We start from the raw sequence: 15,115 nt of genomic DNA on the forward strand, positions 1-15,115 counted from the left end.
AGCTATACCGCTCAGTCTACCGACGCGCCTCCGACGTGGGCAGATATTCGACATATTGCAGTATACCGATCGGTGTACTACCGTCCTCCTCGTGGCAGACCTACAAGAACCCCTTCCACTGGCTTCCGGCCAGGTGCTGCGCAATCGACTCATGAAATCGGCCCTCAGCGAGGGGCTTGGCGACACCACCCACGGCCCGGATCATCGGCTCGTCGAGCTGTACCGCCGCTGGGGAACCGGCGGATTCGGGCTGGTCGTGACCGGCAATGTGATGGTCGACCGCAGTCATCTCGGCGAGCCGGGAAACGTCGTGATCGAGGATGACCGGCATCTCGAGGGCTTGTCCCGGTGGGCCAAGGCGACCAAAGACGGTGGCGGGCTGATCTGGATGCAGGTGAACCATCCAGGCCGGCAAGCCAACCCCCTGGCCACCGCATCTCAACCGGTGGCACCGTCGGCGATCAAGATGAACGTCCCCGGCTGGCAGGCGCCGCGAGAGCTCACCGACGACGAGATCGAGAAGATCATCGACAGGTACGCCACCACTGCCTCGATCGCCGATGCGGCCGGGTTCGACGGCGTGCAGATCCACGGCGCGCACGGCTATCTGGTGGCACAGTTCCTCTCTCCGCGCACCAACCTGCGCACCGATCACTGGGGCGGCGACCCCGAGCGACGCATGCGGTTCGCGCTCGAAGTTGTCCGGCGCACCCGCGCCGCCGTGAGCCCCGGGTTCTCGGTGGCCATCAAGCTCAACTCCGCGGACTTCCAGCGTGGGGGCTTCACCGAGGAGGAATCGCGAGCCGTCATTGCCGCGCTGGCCTCCGAGGAGGTCGACCTCATCGAAATCAGCGGCGGTACTTACGAATCACCAGCGATGGAAGGCCGGCCGCTGGTGACATCGGCGTCCACGCGGGCGCGCGAGGCCTACTTCCTGGAATACGCCCGCACCGCTCGCGAGGCGGCGGGCGATGTGCCACTCGCCGTGACGGGCGGATTTCGCACAGCAGCGGCCATGTCCGAGGCCGTGCGATCGGGCGACTGCGATGTCGTGGGACTCGGTCGGCCCACCACCGTGAATCCCGAGGCCGCCGACACTGTGCTCACCGCGCGTCGGGACAAGCTCACGGTCCCCGACGCATCCCTGCCCATGCCCGGCTGGCTGGCCAGAACCGGCAGGGCGAAGTCATTTCTCAGCGCACTGGAACTCCAGTGGCACAACACTCAGCTGCACCGGCTGGGGGCGGGCGCCGAACCCGACCCCACGGTGGGGCCCTGGATCACCGCGCTCCGGCTCCTCAAAAACAATGGTGTCGACGCATTTCGCAGAAGGAGAAGTTCATGACCGACAAGACCTTGCGCAAGTTCCGTAGGGAGCGCGCCATGGGCCGCTACCTGCTCAACCCCACGGTCGCCGCGCTGACGAAGCTTGGCCTGCGCACGGCGCTTGCCTCGGAGTTGGAGACCACGGGCCGCAAGACCGGGCAGCTGCGGCGGGTCCCCGTCTCCGTGCAGTTCGATGCGACCGGGGCTTGGTTGATCAGCCAGCACGGCACCCGCTCGGGCTGGGGCAGCAATATCGCCGCCAACCCGAACGTCCGCCTAAAGCAGGGCAATCGGTGGCGCACCGGCACCGCCCAGTTTCGGCCCGATGACGACGTCGTCGCGCGGGGCCGCAAGTTCGGGGTCATCGGCGCACGCGTCGTGAAGGCGCTAGAGACCACACCCATCTCGGTGCGCATCGACTTCACCGACTAGGACCGGCAGCCCGAACGGCACCGATTCCCAGCCTGCTACCAGGCAAAGCCTCTAGGCTCGTCGCCGTGTGGCGGACCCGGAGGGAATTGGCCGACGGCCGGGAGATTCTGTATTTCGACTCCTCGCCCACCGAGCGGGTTGCCGTGGACCAGCGCGACCTGCCCCCGGTTTCCACGCAGTCCCAGATACGGTTTGACCCGTTGTTGGGCGACTGGGTCACGCTCGCCTCTCATCGGCAGACGCGCACGTTTCTCCCACCGACCGATCTCTGCCCCTTGTGCCCGTCCACACCTGAGCGCCCTACCGAGATCCCAGAACCCGCATACGAAGTAGTGGCGTTTGAGAACCGCTTCCCCTCGCTGTCGCTGCACGCACAGGCGCCCACGGCGCCCGCACGCCCGGGATTCGGGCGCTGCGAGGTGGTCTGCTTCACCAGCGACCACGACAGCTCGTTCGCGCAGCTGACGCCCGATCGTGCGCGACTCGTTGTCGATGTATGGGCCCAGCGCGCAACGGAGCTGAGCGGAACCGCCGGAATCCAACAGGTCTATTGCTTTGAGAACCACGGTGAGGAGATAGGCGTCACACTGGCGCATCCACACGGGCAGATTTATGCGTACCCGTTCATCACCGCCAAGACCGCGCGCATCCTGTCCAACGTCGAGACACATCGAAAACAGCACGGCACCAATCTTTTCGGAGAGATTCTTGCCGCAGAACAAGCCGAAGGCACTCGGGTGGTGGCCGCGAACGACGAGTGGACGGCATTTGTGCCGTCCTTTGCGCGGTGGCCGTATGAGGTTTCGCTCTATCCTCACCGGCGGGTCGCCGACATCCCGGACCTCGACGATGCCGCACGCACGGCCTTCGCCGAACTGTATCTGAATGTGTTGCGACGCTTTGCCCGTCGCTTCGACACCCCGATGCCGTATATCGCGGCCTGGAATCAGGCGCCCACGGTCACCTCCAGCGCGAACCGAGACGATTGGTGGCTGCACCTGGAACTGTTCTCCTTCCGGCGGGCACCCGGCAAGCTCAAGTACTTGGCGGGGTCGGAAAGCGGCATGGGAGCGTTCATCAGCGACACCACCCCCGAGCAGGTCGCCGCCGAGCTTCGGAACGTCACATGACAGGGGTCTGGGCCGCACCCGGCCGGGTGAACATCATCGGTGAGCACACCGACTACAACGGTGGCCTATCGCTACCAATCGCCATCCCCCAGCGCGTCCTGTGCACACTGACAGCGCGCCAGGACGCGGCCATACACGTCGCCTCGCAACAACACGGCCAGAACTGGATCGGGCTGCCATTGGACCGGCTGGCCGACAGCGATATCGGGGGCTGGGCGCGGTACCCGTTCGGCGTCGCGCACGAATTCCTCAAGCGTGGGCACAACATCGGCGGCATGGATCTCCGGCTTGACGGGAACGTACCGGTAGGAGCCGGGTTATCGTCCTCCGCCGCCGTGGAATGCGCTGTCGCGGTGGCTATCCGGGATACCTTTGCACCCGGAGTCTCTGACTTCGAGCTGATCGACATCACGCACCGGGCCGAGAACGATTTTGTGGGTGCCCCCACCGGGGTGCTCGATCAATCCGCATCGATGCTCTGCACCGCCGGCCACGCCCTGATCCTTGACGCCGCGACCGGTGTCCATGCGGATGTCCCCTTCGATCTGGCAGCAGCGCGCCTTGAGCTCGTGGTCATCGACACCGGCACCCCACACGACCATGCCACCGGTGAGTACGCCACCCGCCGCCGACAATGTGAGGAGGCGGCGCACCTGCTCGGCGTTCACTCACTGGGCGCCCTCACCGACGCCAGCGCTGTCGACCTACTCACCGATCCGGTCCTGCGGGCACGCGCGCGGCATGTGGCGACCGAGAACGCCCGCGTACGAGAGGTTGTCGCGATACTTCGGGCCGGCAGCGATCCGCGATCGATAGGTCCCATCCTGACGCGTGGGCACATCTCGCTGAGCGAGGACTTCGCGGTGTCGACGGCACAGCTCGACGCGGCAGCCGCGTCCGCCCGCGAAGCGGGTGCCTACGGTGCGCGGATGACGGGCGGCGGGTTCGGCGGCAGTGTGATTGCGCTGGCCGACGCCGGCTCGTCGGCGCAGATCGGCAAGGCTGTGGCACAACGTTTCTCCGCACACGGCTGGACTGGCCCGCAAGTTTTCGTGGTGGAACCGTCCGACGGTGCGCGGCGGGTGCGATGACCGGTTCACTACGCCTGGACGCCGGTGTCGTCGACTATGTTCTCATCGCGATCTACTTCGTGTTCGTTCTCGGTATCGGGCTCCTGGCGCGGCGCGGGATCTCCTCCAGCATCGACTTCTTCCTCTCGGGACGCTCCCTCCCCGCCTGGGTGACGGGCCTGGCCTTTGTGTCGGCCAATCTGGGCGCTGTCGAGATCATGGGCATGTCCGCCAACGGGGCGCAGTTCGGCATGGTCGGCATGCACTACTTCTGGATCGGCGCGGTGCCGGCCATGCTTTTCCTCGGCGTCATCATGATGCCGTTCTTCTATGGCTCGCGGGTACGCAGCGTTCCTGAATTCATGTTGCGCCGCTTCGGGGTTGGCGCACACTTGGTCAACGCCATCAGCTTCGCCGTCGCGCAGGTGCTCATCGCCGGAGTCAACCTGTATCTGCTGGGCACCATCGTGAACGTGCTGTTGGGCTGGCCGTTGTGGGTGTCTGTCATCGCGGCGGCCGTCATCGTATTGTGTTACATCACCCTCGGCGGCCTGTCGGCCGCCATCTACAACGAGGTGCTGCAGTTCTTCGTCATCGTGGCCGCACTGTTGCCGCTCACCATCGTCGGTCTCAACAAGGTCGGTGGATGGCAGGGACTGCGCGACAAGGTTGCCGCCGGGCAGATGTCCTCGTGGCCCGGCAATGAGCTCAGCGGGTTCTCCAACAATCTGCTCTCGGTTATCGGCATCGTGTTCGGACTTGGGTTCGTCCTGTCGTTCGGGTACTGGACCACCAATTTCGTTGAGGTACAGCGCGCCCTGGCCTCCGAGTCCTTGTCGGCCGCGCGGCGCACCCCGATCATCGGCGCTTTCCCAAAGATGTTCATCCCCTTCATTGTGGTGATCCCCGGGATGATCTGTGCGGTGCTGGTTCCGCAGATGGCCGCCTACAAGGCAGGGCAGCCCACCAGCGACCCCAACCTGACGTACAGCAATTCGCTGCTGTATCTGATGAAAGAGGTGCTGCCGACCGGTGTGCTGGGGGTCGCCATCACCGGCCTGCTGGCCTCCTTCATGGCGGGGATGGCGGCCAACGTCTCGGCCTTCAACACGGTCTTCAGCTATGACCTGTGGCAGCGCTACATCCGAAAGGACCGTCCCGACGGTTACTACTTGCGCGTTGGTCAACTGGCCACCTTCGGCGCCACCGTCATCGCCATCGGTACCGCCTTCATCGCGGCCAACTACAACAACGTGATGAACTACCTGCAGACGTTGTTCGCCTTCTTCAACGCACCACTGTTCGCAACATTCATCCTGGGTATGTTCTGGAAGCGGATGACCGCCACCGCGGGCTGGGCCGGCCTGGTTTCCGGAACCCTTGCCGCCGTGGGCATATGGTCACTTTTTGAAGCAGGGGTATTCACCCTCTCCGGGCAAGGTTCCAATTTCATCGAGGCCGGTGTCGCCTTCACCGTAGACATCGTGGTGAGTGTGGCGGTCAGCCTGGTGACAGAACCCAAGCCCGTCTCCGAGCTGGCGGGTTTGGTGTATTCCGAGACGCCCCATGCCTTCTCCGGTGACGACCCCGCCTCGGCGTGGTATCGGGAGCCGGGCAAGCTGGCGACGGCGGCTCTGGTGCTGGTAGTAGCCCTGAACCTGATCTTCCACTGACCACCATCGAAGGACGGCCATGCGCAACGTTTTTGACATACGTAACGTCATCGCCGCGCTACTGGGCGTCTTCGGCCTGATCCTCATCGGTGTCGGTATCCACGACGCGTCAGCCCACAACCTCGCCAAGGCCGGCGGCAATGTCAATCTGTGGACCGGTATAGCGCTAGTGCTCATCGCCGCCGTCTTCGTGATCTGGGCACTGCGGCGACCGGTGCACACCGACGAATCCGACGACATTTAGTCGCCTGCCTCAGCGGCCCGCGTTCAGGCCTTGCGCCGCGACCACGCCGTGGTACCGTTTGGCACAAGTTCACAACTTTGTGCCAACGAGCCAGGAGGCGATCATGGTCGATCAGAGTGCCCTCACGCTGGACGAAGGGCTTCGCGAGGCCATCCCCATGCCCGTCGACGACGACATCACCCCACAGACCCCGCGCCTGGGCGCCGATTCCCTGGTCTGGAAGTTCTACGGAGACGTCCGCGGTGTCCTTGGATTTCAGCGGCTGGCCGGCACCGAGAACTGCATCGAGCAATTGGGCAAGGCCGTCGAAGACCACTCGGTGATCTTCACCGACACCATCGGCCGGGCACGCCGCTCCGGTCCACCCATCATGAAGACCATCTACTCGGCCGACCCACAGAAGTGGGGCCGGATGGTGCGGGACTTTCACAAGCCGATCAGCGGAACCATCAGCGACGGCACTCGCTACCACGCGCTCAATCCCGAGCTCTTCTATTGGGCCCATGCGACTTTCGTCGACCAGGTGCTCTACATCACCGACACCTTCATCCGCCGGCTCTCCTACGAAGAGAAGGTGCGGATCTTCGAAGAGAGCAAGATCTGGTACAGCCTGTACGGCGTCAGCGCCCGCAACCAGCCCCAGACATACGACGAATTCGTCACCTACATGGAGGGCATGTTCGACCGGTTCGTCCCGACCAAGACCATCCTCTATGCGACCGGCTACATCCGTCAGGGCCTGCCTGGACCACGGCAGATTCCCAAGCCGGTGTGGAGGGTGCTGTCGGCGCCGCTGAATGCCTTCATCCGCACGGTCGTGGTCGGAACGCTACCGCCACAGATGAAGGACGTCTGCCGCCTGGCATGGAATGACAAGAAGGAACGCAATTTCCAGCGGTTCGCGGCGGTCATGCGCGCGTTGAACCCCGTGTTCAACCGGCTTCCGGTGCGCTGGCTGTATCTGCCGTGGGCCGCCGAAGGCTGGAAGCGCGAGGGAGTGGACCCCCGGCCGCTCTACAACCGGGCGGCATGACCACACTCATGGGGGTGACGACCAGCGCCCCGCCCACAGACGCCGTTCTCGATGCCGCGCGCACCGAGTTCGAGCGGCACGGCATGCGCCGGGCGAACATGGACGCCATCGCCCGGCGGGCCGGAGTGAGTCGCCGCACCCTGTATCGCCGGTTCCCCACCAAAGAAGCGCTGTTCGAGCATCTCATCGAGGCAGAGAGCATCGTCATCTTCGGCCACCTGGCCGTCGCCGCCAAGGGTCAGGACGCACAGGGCGCCATCGTCGAGTGCTTCACCCTGGCCATGCGATTGATCACGGAAAGTCGGTTGGCGGGCACCATCATCGAGAACGAGCCCGAGCTGGTCATCGGGCTGAATACCCCCTCCGGGGACAAAGCCATCGTGCGCGCCAGCGCACTGGTGGCATCCAGTCTGCGGCACAGCGGCGCCACCATGCCCGATGATGCCGTGCTCGCGGTATCGGAAATACTTGTGCGTCTCGTCGGTTCACTGCTCACCAACCGCGCCGGTGTTCTCGACATCACCGACACGGCCGCCGTCAGGCGCTATACGGAGACGTACCTGGCCCGCTTGGTGTGGTGAGCGGGCCTGCGCCCAATAGTGCAGAAACTGACTATGGGTCGGGATCTGACTAAACTGCCCGCATGGCTACCCGGCGGCAGATGTACGCAGAACAGACTCGTTCCGATCTTCTGGACTCCGCGCGTCGGCACTTCACCACCACCGGCTACAACAGCGTGACCGTCGACGACATCGTCAGCAGTATCGAGGTCAGCAAGGGCACGTTCTACTACCACTTCTCCGACAAACAGGCCATGTTCACCGCCCTGCTCACCGAATGCCTCACCGAGACCGCCGACACCGTCACCACCGGTATCCGGCTCTTGGACAAGCCTGGCGCGAACGGGCCGCAGGTCGCGGCGACTTCCGCGTGGGTCTATTTGTCCAGATCGCTGCACGACAGGACATACCGGGAACTCATGCGCCAGGCACCGATGGTGCTCGGCGAGGAGACCTATCGTCATATCGACGAGACGATCGTGTTGCCGCCCTTGGTCACGCTCATGGAGACCCTTGCGGCCCGAGGTGAGCTCAAGGCCGGCGTGCACACCCACATGGCCGCCCGGATGCTCATGACCATGTTCGTCACGGCCAACAGCATCATCGCCGAATCAGCCGATCCCGCAACAACAATGACCGAAGTCGCCGACACGATCGCCACCATGTTCAGTGGGATCGTGCTCGGCGACGTCCCACTGTCACGTACGGCTGCTAACGGATAGCCAGAGCCAAGAGCGCACGCTGAAAGGGGCGCACCGCGAATGCCGTCCAGCGCAGCGGGAACCAGCCCACCCATTTCGGCGTGATGGCCACGGTCCACCGCACCAGGACCTTGTTTCCCTCCGCGGCGAATTCCCATCGCTCACCAAAGGCATTGAGCACCAGCGGGATCGACACCCCCGTCCCGATCGTGACGAGCTTGCGGCCCTCCTCGCTGTGCACTGCCTTCTCGGTGAAGGCAAACAGCGGCGAGCGGGTCACCACTCGGTCTCCCGACCACACCGGCCCGGAGATGAAAGGGATCGAATCCAAGTAACCCCCCTCGCAGACCTGGGCCCACACCCGCTCGACCGGACCGGGCACGCTGACCTGTGCGGTAACCGCGAATGAGGCCGCATTGTCGAAGAAGTCCGGGTCCGGCATGGTTACTCCGAACCGGCGCGGCCCATTGTCGCCGGCAGCCAGAGCGAACAACACCGCCGCCCCCAGCAAGCCTCCGATGGCCAACACTCCCACGATGATCCCGACCAGCACCGGTGTGGACATACTCCTCCTTGAGTAAGAATCAGTCGCTAACTGACTCGCGAGTCAGTTAGCAAGCTAGACCACCTACCTGCGCCCACAGAAGAGAATCCGGCGAAATTAGTGACGATGCCCAGCCTGGACATCAATTATCTGGGGCCGACCCCCGCATGCCACGATGCGCTAGTTCAACAACCGATCGCCCGCACGCAGCAAAGCGCTCGGGACTTCATGGCCGACTACCTCTTGCACTATGCGCGCCGCTGCTATCGCGGCGTCCAGATCGACGTCGACGTCGATACCGCTATCGCGCAACAGATAGACCAGATCCTCTGTCGCGATATTGCCCGTCGCGCCCGGCGCGAACGGACAGCCGCCCAGTCCACCGATCGACGAGTCGAGTCGCGTCACTCCGGATTGCACGGCGGCATACGCGCTGGCCAGGCCGGATCCGCGGGTGTTGTGGAAATGCGCGCCGAGCGGCGCGTTGCCCACAATCGGACGCACTGCCGCAACAAGATTCGCTACGCGACGGGGTGTGGTGGTGCCGATCGTATCGGCCAGCGCGTAGCGGTCGACGCCCCAATCGCGAGCCCGCCCCACGATATCGAGCACCCGGTTCTCGGCGGTCGGACCGTCGAAAGGGCAGTCCCAGGAACACGCGATGATCACCTCCACCGTCGCGTCCGCATCGCGCGCCAGCGTCACGATCTCCTGGATACGCGCGGTGGCCTCCGCGCTGCTGGTGCCGACGTTGGCGCGGCTGTGACCATCCGCGGCCGACACCACATACTCCAACGAGGAGAATCCGGCCGCGAGCGCACGCTTGGCACCATTGGGACTGGCGACGAGTGCCGAGAATTCGATGTCCGGATAGTGATGCAACTGCTCCGCAAGTTCGGCGGCATCGGCCAGCGCCGGCATCTTGGTGGGTGACACGAACGCGGTGGCCTCGACCTCACGCACCCCCGTGGCCGCGACGGCATCGAGCAGTTTGCGTTTATCCGCCAACGTGATTGGCGCCTCTAGCTGCAATCCGTCCCGTAGCAGTACCTCGCGGATGGTGACGTGCCCGGGCAGGCTCACAACACCCCCTCCGTCCGCAGCCGCTCGATATCGTGGACGCTCATACCGAGCAGTCCTCCATAGACGTCGTCGTTGTGCTGTCCGGGGTATGCCGGACCGGCATTGCGGACACCACCCGGTGATTCGGAGAGCACCGGCACCACGCCCGGCCCCAGCACCGAACGGCCCAGTCGTTCATCGAAGTGCTCAACGAGCATCTCTCGCGCCTTGAGCTGTGGGTCCTGCACCACCTCGGCGACGGTCTTGATAGGGCCGGCAATCACCCCCGCCGCGCTGAGCAGGTCGATGATGTCCGTGGGCAGCCGTTGCGCCGCCCACCGCGCGATGATCGCGTCCAACTCGTCCTGATTACGTCCTCGGGCAACATGATTGACGAATCGTTCGTCGGAGCTGAGTTCGGGCTGCCCCATGGCCTCGCACAGCCTGCGGAAAACGGTGTCCTGGTTGGCGGCGATTACCACCCAGCTCCCGTCGGCGCTTTGATAGATGTTCGACGGCGCGATGCCCTCCAACCGCGTGCCCGACGGACCCCGGACCACCTGACCCACGTCATAGTCGGGAATGGTGGACTCCTGCACCGCCAAACAGCTCTCGGTCAGCGCAGCATCGACCACCTGTCCCCGGCCGGTGACGGTCCGCCGGTACAGCGCGGCAAGCGCACCTTGGGCCGCGAACATACCGGCCAGCGTGTCACCGATCGACAGCGCCATCCGGGGCGGTGGTCCACCGGGGAACCCGTTGAGATGCCGCAGACCACTCGCGGCCTCGGCCACCGACGCGTATCCGGCCTTATGTGCATCCGGTCCGGTCTGCCCATAGCCGGACACTCGTACCAGGATGATGCCCTTGTTGCGCTGTGCCAGGACGTCGTAGCCCAGACCCCATCTCTCCAAGGTGCCCGGCCGGAAATTCTCGACGATCAGGTCCGACTTCTCGACCAGATCGAGGAACAGCGCGCGTCCTGCCCCGGTCCGCAGGTCCAGGGTGATCGCCTTCTTATTGCGTGCGTGCACCGTCCAAAACACGTGGTGCCCGTCGACCTCCGCTTGGCCCCACGTTCGCAGTGGATCCGGCGCCCCGGGCGGTTCGATCTTGAGTACCTCGGCGCCCATATCGCCGAGTAAGCGGCCCGCGAAAGGCCCGGCGATCAGGGTGCCCAGCTCCAGCACCCGGATCCCATCGAGAGCACCCGTCATCCCCGTGACGCTACCGGCGAACCAAACGGCCGTCGACATCGTGTAACCACCGGCGCTACTTCTTTCAGGGACAGACATCCGGCTGCCCTCGACGGACATTTTCGGGACGGGACAACCGAGGGTGATGACACAGCGTGATCCCACCGCCCGGCGCGGCTTGCGGGCTGTGCCGACGGGTGGCGATCACTATGCGGACTGGCAGTCCGTGTACGAAGACAACGCCGTATGGGTTTACCGCACCATCTACGCGCGAGTGGGTAACAAACCCGACGCCGAGGACCTGACGGCGGAGGTCTTTCTGGCCGCGCTGCGCCCACTGCGCCTTACCGTCACCAAGGCCGAGGTGCGGGCCTATCTACGGGCGACAGCGCGCACAGTCCTCGCCGCACACTGGCGCGAGACCCTGGGGCGCGAGATCACTTCTATCCCCGATATGCAGGACATCGCCGGCCGACAGCCCGAAGCCGAGGAGTCCATCAGCACCGCGCCGCAACATGCGCAAGCGGTCTTGGAGGCGTTACCGGACAACTATCGTCGAATTCTGGAACTGCGCTTCCTGCAGAGCTGTTCGATCAAGGAGTCCGCCGCCACGATGGGTGTCACCGTCGCCAACGCCAAGGTGCTGCAGCATCGGGCATTGCGCCTAGCCGCCCAGATCAACGAACAGGACGTGTCATGAATCCGCGTGGGCTGCGCCGCTACATCGAGGATCTGCTCCGGGATCGCCGGCCCAAGGCCTTCCGCCCCGATGATTTTGAGGCGGCACAGATCCGGACCGCGATTGAGCTGCGCGCCAGTCAAGCCGGCAATGACGTACCCAGCCAAGAATTTCTCACCGATCTACGAGGACGCCTCGCCGAGCAGATGGGTGACACGCCCGCACCATCCGAACAGAAGCGATGGCAGGCACCCAATCGGCGGACCGTTCTCGTCGGTACTTCCGCGGCCGCCGCGGCGGCTGCGGTCGCCGTCACCGCAGACCATCTACTGGCCCCCACGCCGGAGACCGACCCCCAGCAGGCGTCGGGCGAGATCGTTCCCAACACCGGAAGTTGGCAGCGGGTGGCTGCCAGCAGCGCCGTCCCGGACGGTGCGGTCCATCCCTTCGACCTTGGGTTCGTCAACGGGTTCGTGCGGCGGGTGAGTGGCCGGGTCGAGGCGGTGTCCGGTGTCTGCACGCACCAGGGATGCAAACTCTGGTTCGACGGGGCCCATGACCGGCTGCAGTGCCCATGCCACACCACCTCGTTCACCACCGATGGACGGGTGATCACACACCAGTTACCCATCGCACCAAAGCCGCTGCCCACGTTGGAAGTCCGCGAGGCCGACGGCCACATCGAGGTGTTCGCACCCGACCGTCCGGTGTAGTCCACCTGTAACCCCCGCCCCTATCTCTGTGCGGTGGTCCGCGACTCGCCGCGGACTCGTTCATGGAAAGGGGCCCCATGCGTTTCTCTTCGTTACCCCGCGCCGCGCTGGCCGCGGTGTTGGTGATCCCACTGGCGTCGTGCTCCGGTGGAACAGGCGCTACCTCGGATACGCCGCTGTCGATCACGGTCGCCTCCGATGTCAGCGGCACGCCCGGCATGCGGGGTCATGCCACGTCGGGGATGCCGGACATGACATCCATGCCGACCACCGCAGGCGCTCCCACCGCACCGGCCCCCGCCGGGCCCGCCGTCAATATCGAGAACTTTGCCTTCAATCCCCCCACCTTGACGGTGCCCGCGGGAACCACTGTCACGTGGACCAACAAAGACGAAGAGCCCCACAACGTGGTGTCCGAGGACGGAGCGTTCCGATCGCCCGGAATGGACGCCCAGGGCACCTTCTCATACCAGTTCACCAAGGCCGGCACCTACAAGTACGTGTGCGGGATTCATCCATTCATGAAGGCGACGGTGGTAGTGCAATGACCGACGAACAAGACCCGCAGCACATGTCCCGGCGCCAACTGATTCGGCACACCGCCTGGTTCGGCGCCGCCGTTGCCTTGACAGTTGCCGGCGGAGAAGTGATCTCGCAGGTGGCCGGTTCGGCGGCAGCGGCAACCGCACGCCCCACGCTGCGCTTCGCACAGATCAGTGACAGTCACATCGGCTTCACCGGGACCGCCAATTCGAACGTCGCCGATTCCTTCGGCCATGCCATCAACCAAATCAACAACCTTGGCTACACACCGGATTTCGTGATTCACACCGGAGATCTCACGCATTTGGCCACCGACGCACAGTTCGATCAGGTCAAGCAGATGATGTCCGGGCTCAGCACCCCTCATGTGTTCACTGTTCCGGGAGAACATGATTCGGTCGACGACGCCGGGCAGCGGTATCGCGGCGTATTCGGCAGTGGCACCCGCGGCGACGGGTGGTACAGCTTCGACATCGCGGGGGTCCATGTCATCGGATTGGTGAACACCCTCAATCTGAAGAAGCTCGGACATCTTGGCAACGACCAGCTGGAATTCATCGAAAGAGACCTTGCACCCCTGTCTTCGGATACCCCGATCATCGTGTTCAGCCACATCCCACTGTTCGCCATGTATCCCGAATGGGGCTGGGGTACTGATGATTCCGCTCAGGCACTGAGTTACATGAAACGGTTCGCGTCAGTCACATGCCTGAACGGTCATGTGCACCAATTGTTTACTAAGACCGAAGGAAACATCACCTTTTACAGCGGGACCACAACGGCGTATCCCTTGCCCAAACCGGGTGACGGCCCGGCCCCCAAGCCGGTGACACTGCCCGCCGGCCAATTGCACGACATCCTCGGGATCCGCGAGGTGAGTTATGTGAAGGGCAGCCAGGCCCTTGCCATCAAGGAGGACACGCTGACATGAACATCACATATCGTCTCGCGCTAGCCGTGGCATTGGCTGTCAGCGGATACACCCATGCCCATCTGTACATGCATGGTTACCAACATATTCCGACCATCGGGCCCGCTTTCCTGGTGCAGGCAGCCGCCTTCTTCGCGATGGCCGTCCTTATCGTGGTGGGTGCACCCGATTGGATGGTCGCCGCGGCAGGACTGGGCTCGGCCGCGGCACTCGTGGCATTCGCCCTGTCCCGCACCGTTGGCCTGTTCGGCTTCTCCGAACGCGGTTGGGACCCGGCCCCATATGCGGCGATCAGCGTGCTGACAGAACTGGCCGCCGTCGTCTTGGCGAGTGTGTTACTCGCCAAGTACGTACGGCGGCCAGTTCCCGCGACTCCGACGTCCCGGACGGAGTCACTATCGCAACGGTGACTACTTGGTGGTGTAGCCGCCGTTGATCAGGATGGTCTGCCCGGTGATCCACCAGCCGTCGCTGACGAGGAACCGGATGAACGGGGCGATGTCCTCAATATCGGTGAGTCCGGTCTTGGAGAACGGGGACAGCGCGGCGGCCGTCTTGTGGTACGCCACGGCATCCTCACCCTCCGCGGGATAGAAGAAGGGCGTGTCCATCGGACCAGGGCCTACGGCTGTCACCGAAATACCGCGTTCCCCGTACTCCTTCGAGGCGGCGCGGGTGAAATGCTCGACGGGCGCCTTGGTACCTGCGTATGCCGCATAGAAGGGGGTGTACGCGCCCAGCAGCGATGTCACGAGCGTAACGATCTTGCCGTTGTCGTTGACGTGCTTGCCTGCCTCCTTGAGGAACAGGAACGCCGACTTGGCGTTGACCGCACTGGCCGAGTCGTACTCCTCCTCGGTGATTTCGGTGAACGGCTTCTTGATCACCTTGCCGACCGTGTTGATGGCGATATCGGGCCGGCCCACGGCCGCGACGGTGTCCGCAAAGAGTTTGCTTACCGCATCTCCGGTGGTCAGGTCGCCCTGGAATGCCACCGCCTTGGCGCCGGTCGCCTGAATCGCAGCCACCGTCTCGTCCGCGGCGTCCTTGCTCGACGGGCTGTTGTAGTGGATCGCGACTGCCCCGGCTCCGTTGGCGGCGAGATCCCGAGCGATCAGTCCACCCAGATTCTTACCACCACCTGTGATGAGTACTGTCTTACCATTTAGCGAATGATCCGTCACTCGATTATCTCCCTTTGCCTGCGTGGAGCCATCCTTTGCGAGTGGGCTCCATGATTACCCACATCTCCATCCAAAATCGTAGGTTTGGATAGCA

At 64.1% G+C, this 15,115-nt stretch carries 18 protein-coding genes; 14 read left to right on the forward strand and 4 right to left on the reverse strand.

Annotation, left to right across the window (positions count from 1 at the left end; genetic code table 11):
• The first annotated feature begins 151 nt into the window (after positions 1-151).
• The 9 genes from ABG82_RS26000 to ABG82_RS26040 all read left to right on the forward strand — a co-directional run bounded on the left by ABG82_RS26000 (position 152) and on the right by ABG82_RS26040 (position 8,190).
• The gene (locus ABG82_RS26000; RefSeq protein ID WP_276049369.1) at positions 152-1,345 is read left to right on the forward strand and encodes an NADH:flavin oxidoreductase/NADH oxidase family protein; all 1,194 of its coding nucleotides are present in this window, start codon (positions 152-154) and stop codon (positions 1,343-1,345) included.
• Positions 1,342-1,758: a nitroreductase family deazaflavin-dependent oxidoreductase gene (locus tag ABG82_RS26005; RefSeq protein WP_043076142.1), complete on the forward strand. Its 417-nt coding sequence runs from the start codon at positions 1,342-1,344 to the stop codon at positions 1,756-1,758. Before ABG82_RS26000 ends, ABG82_RS26005 begins: the two co-directional genes overlap by 4 nt.
• 86 nt (positions 1,759-1,844) lie before the next feature.
• Complete coding sequence (gene galT, locus ABG82_RS26010) at positions 1,845-2,888, forward strand: galactose-1-phosphate uridylyltransferase (RefSeq protein WP_043076141.1); 1,044 nt, start codon at positions 1,845-1,847, stop codon at positions 2,886-2,888.
• On the forward strand, positions 2,885-3,979 hold the full coding sequence (gene galK, locus ABG82_RS26015) for a galactokinase (protein WP_043076140.1): 1,095 nt from the start codon (positions 2,885-2,887) through the stop codon (positions 3,977-3,979). The genes galT and galK overlap by 4 nt, the downstream gene beginning before the upstream one ends.
• Positions 3,976-5,631, forward strand: a complete 1,656-nt coding sequence (locus tag ABG82_RS26020; RefSeq protein ID WP_043076139.1) for a sodium:solute symporter family protein — start codon at positions 3,976-3,978, stop codon at positions 5,629-5,631. The genes galK and ABG82_RS26020 overlap by 4 nt, the downstream gene beginning before the upstream one ends.
• A 19-nt stretch (positions 5,632-5,650) precedes the next feature.
• Positions 5,651-5,875, forward strand: a complete 225-nt coding sequence (locus ABG82_RS26025; protein ID WP_043076138.1) for a hypothetical protein — start codon at positions 5,651-5,653, stop codon at positions 5,873-5,875.
• 103 nt (positions 5,876-5,978) lie between these two features.
• Positions 5,979-6,908, forward strand: coding sequence for an oxygenase MpaB family protein (locus tag ABG82_RS26030; protein ID WP_043076378.1), 930 nt, complete (start codon positions 5,979-5,981; stop codon positions 6,906-6,908).
• Positions 6,905-7,489, forward strand: coding sequence for a TetR/AcrR family transcriptional regulator (locus ABG82_RS26035; RefSeq protein ID WP_043076137.1), 585 nt, complete (start codon positions 6,905-6,907; stop codon positions 7,487-7,489). Before ABG82_RS26030 ends, ABG82_RS26035 begins: the two co-directional genes overlap by 4 nt.
• A gap of 80 nt (positions 7,490-7,569) precedes the next feature.
• Positions 7,570-8,190 (forward strand): TetR/AcrR family transcriptional regulator, encoded by a 621-nt coding sequence (locus tag ABG82_RS26040; RefSeq protein ID WP_052510916.1) that lies wholly within the window; start codon positions 7,570-7,572, stop codon positions 8,188-8,190.
• Here the strand turns inward: ABG82_RS26040 and ABG82_RS26045 are convergent.
• The 3 genes from ABG82_RS26045 to ABG82_RS26055 form a co-directional block, all read right to left on the reverse strand.
• Positions 8,180-8,734 carry an SRPBCC family protein gene (locus ABG82_RS26045; protein WP_043076135.1) on the reverse strand — a complete coding sequence of 185 codons (555 nt, stop codon included), beginning with the start codon at positions 8,732-8,734 and terminating at the stop codon, positions 8,180-8,182. The genes ABG82_RS26040 and ABG82_RS26045 overlap by 11 nt on opposite strands.
• Positions 8,735-8,893: 159 nt before the next feature.
• Positions 8,894-9,796 (reverse strand): hydroxymethylglutaryl-CoA lyase, encoded by a 903-nt coding sequence (locus tag ABG82_RS26050; protein ID WP_043080231.1) that lies wholly within the window; start codon positions 9,794-9,796, stop codon positions 8,894-8,896.
• Positions 9,793-10,992, reverse strand: coding sequence for a CaiB/BaiF CoA transferase family protein (locus ABG82_RS26055; RefSeq protein WP_043080232.1), 1,200 nt, complete (start codon positions 10,990-10,992; stop codon positions 9,793-9,795). The genes ABG82_RS26050 and ABG82_RS26055 overlap by 4 nt, the downstream gene beginning before the upstream one ends.
• A 124-nt stretch (positions 10,993-11,116) precedes the next feature.
• On the opposite strand from ABG82_RS26055, the gene ABG82_RS26060 reads away from it, so the two are divergent.
• The 5 genes from ABG82_RS26060 to ABG82_RS26080 all read left to right on the forward strand — a co-directional run bounded on the left by ABG82_RS26060 (position 11,117) and on the right by ABG82_RS26080 (position 14,247).
• A complete protein-coding gene (locus ABG82_RS26060; RefSeq protein ID WP_043080233.1) occupies positions 11,117-11,671 on the forward strand; it encodes an RNA polymerase sigma factor in 555 nt (184 codons plus the stop codon).
• Positions 11,668-12,363 carry a QcrA and Rieske domain-containing protein gene (locus ABG82_RS26065; RefSeq protein WP_043080234.1) on the forward strand — a complete coding sequence of 232 codons (696 nt, stop codon included), beginning with the start codon at positions 11,668-11,670 and terminating at the stop codon, positions 12,361-12,363. Before ABG82_RS26060 ends, ABG82_RS26065 begins: the two co-directional genes overlap by 4 nt.
• Positions 12,364-12,716: 353 nt before the next feature.
• Positions 12,717-12,911, forward strand: a complete 195-nt coding sequence (locus ABG82_RS29355) for a plastocyanin/azurin family copper-binding protein (RefSeq protein WP_236737595.1) — start codon at positions 12,717-12,719, stop codon at positions 12,909-12,911.
• Positions 12,908-13,837 carry a metallophosphoesterase family protein gene (locus tag ABG82_RS26075; protein WP_043080235.1) on the forward strand — a complete coding sequence of 310 codons (930 nt, stop codon included), beginning with the start codon at positions 12,908-12,910 and terminating at the stop codon, positions 13,835-13,837. Before ABG82_RS29355 ends, ABG82_RS26075 begins: the two co-directional genes overlap by 4 nt.
• Positions 13,834-14,247, forward strand: a complete 414-nt coding sequence (locus ABG82_RS26080; protein WP_043080236.1) for a hypothetical protein — start codon at positions 13,834-13,836, stop codon at positions 14,245-14,247. The genes ABG82_RS26075 and ABG82_RS26080 overlap by 4 nt, the downstream gene beginning before the upstream one ends.
• Here the strand turns inward: ABG82_RS26080 and ABG82_RS26085 are convergent, their stop codons facing one another.
• Complete coding sequence (locus tag ABG82_RS26085) at positions 14,248-15,021, reverse strand: SDR family oxidoreductase (RefSeq protein ID WP_043080237.1); 774 nt, start codon at positions 15,019-15,021, stop codon at positions 14,248-14,250.
• Between the last annotated feature and the right edge of the window lie 94 nt (positions 15,022-15,115).

The sequence above is a fragment of the Mycobacteroides immunogenum genome, from assembly GCF_001605725.1.
GTDB lineage: Bacteria > Actinomycetota > Actinomycetes > Mycobacteriales > Mycobacteriaceae > Mycobacterium > Mycobacterium immunogenum.

Bases quoted from the DNA above. Each gene is read 5' to 3' on its own strand.
- ABG82_RS26030 (WP_043076378.1), top strand. From the start codon at position 5,979: ATGGTCGATCAGAGTGCCCTCACGCTGGACGAAGGGCTTCGCGAGGCC.
- ABG82_RS26065 (WP_043080234.1), top strand. From the start codon at position 11,668: ATGAATCCGCGTGGGCTGCGCCGCTACATCGAGGATCTGCTCCGGGAT.
- ABG82_RS26000 (WP_276049369.1), top strand. From the start codon at position 152: ATGAAATCGGCCCTCAGCGAGGGGCTTGGCGACACCACCCACGGCCCG.
- ABG82_RS26060 (WP_043080233.1), top strand. From the start codon at position 11,117: ATGACACAGCGTGATCCCACCGCCCGGCGCGGCTTGCGGGCTGTGCCG.
- galK (WP_043076140.1), top strand. From the start codon at position 2,885: ATGACAGGGGTCTGGGCCGCACCCGGCCGGGTGAACATCATCGGTGAG.
- ABG82_RS26075 (WP_043080235.1), top strand. From the start codon at position 12,908: ATGACCGACGAACAAGACCCGCAGCACATGTCCCGGCGCCAACTGATT.
- ABG82_RS26040 (WP_052510916.1), top strand. From the start codon at position 7,570: ATGTACGCAGAACAGACTCGTTCCGATCTTCTGGACTCCGCGCGTCGG.
- ABG82_RS26005 (WP_043076142.1), top strand. From the start codon at position 1,342: ATGACCGACAAGACCTTGCGCAAGTTCCGTAGGGAGCGCGCCATGGGC.
- ABG82_RS26035 (WP_043076137.1), top strand. From the start codon at position 6,905: ATGACCACACTCATGGGGGTGACGACCAGCGCCCCGCCCACAGACGCC.
- ABG82_RS26025 (WP_043076138.1), top strand. From the start codon at position 5,651: ATGCGCAACGTTTTTGACATACGTAACGTCATCGCCGCGCTACTGGGC.
- ABG82_RS26080 (WP_043080236.1), top strand. From the start codon at position 13,834: ATGAACATCACATATCGTCTCGCGCTAGCCGTGGCATTGGCTGTCAGC.
- ABG82_RS26045 (WP_043076135.1), bottom strand. From the start codon at position 8,734: ATGTCCACACCGGTGCTGGTCGGGATCATCGTGGGAGTGTTGGCCATC.
- ABG82_RS26020 (WP_043076139.1), top strand. From the start codon at position 3,976: ATGACCGGTTCACTACGCCTGGACGCCGGTGTCGTCGACTATGTTCTC.
- ABG82_RS26055 (WP_043080232.1), bottom strand. From the start codon at position 10,992: ATGACGGGTGCTCTCGATGGGATCCGGGTGCTGGAGCTGGGCACCCTG.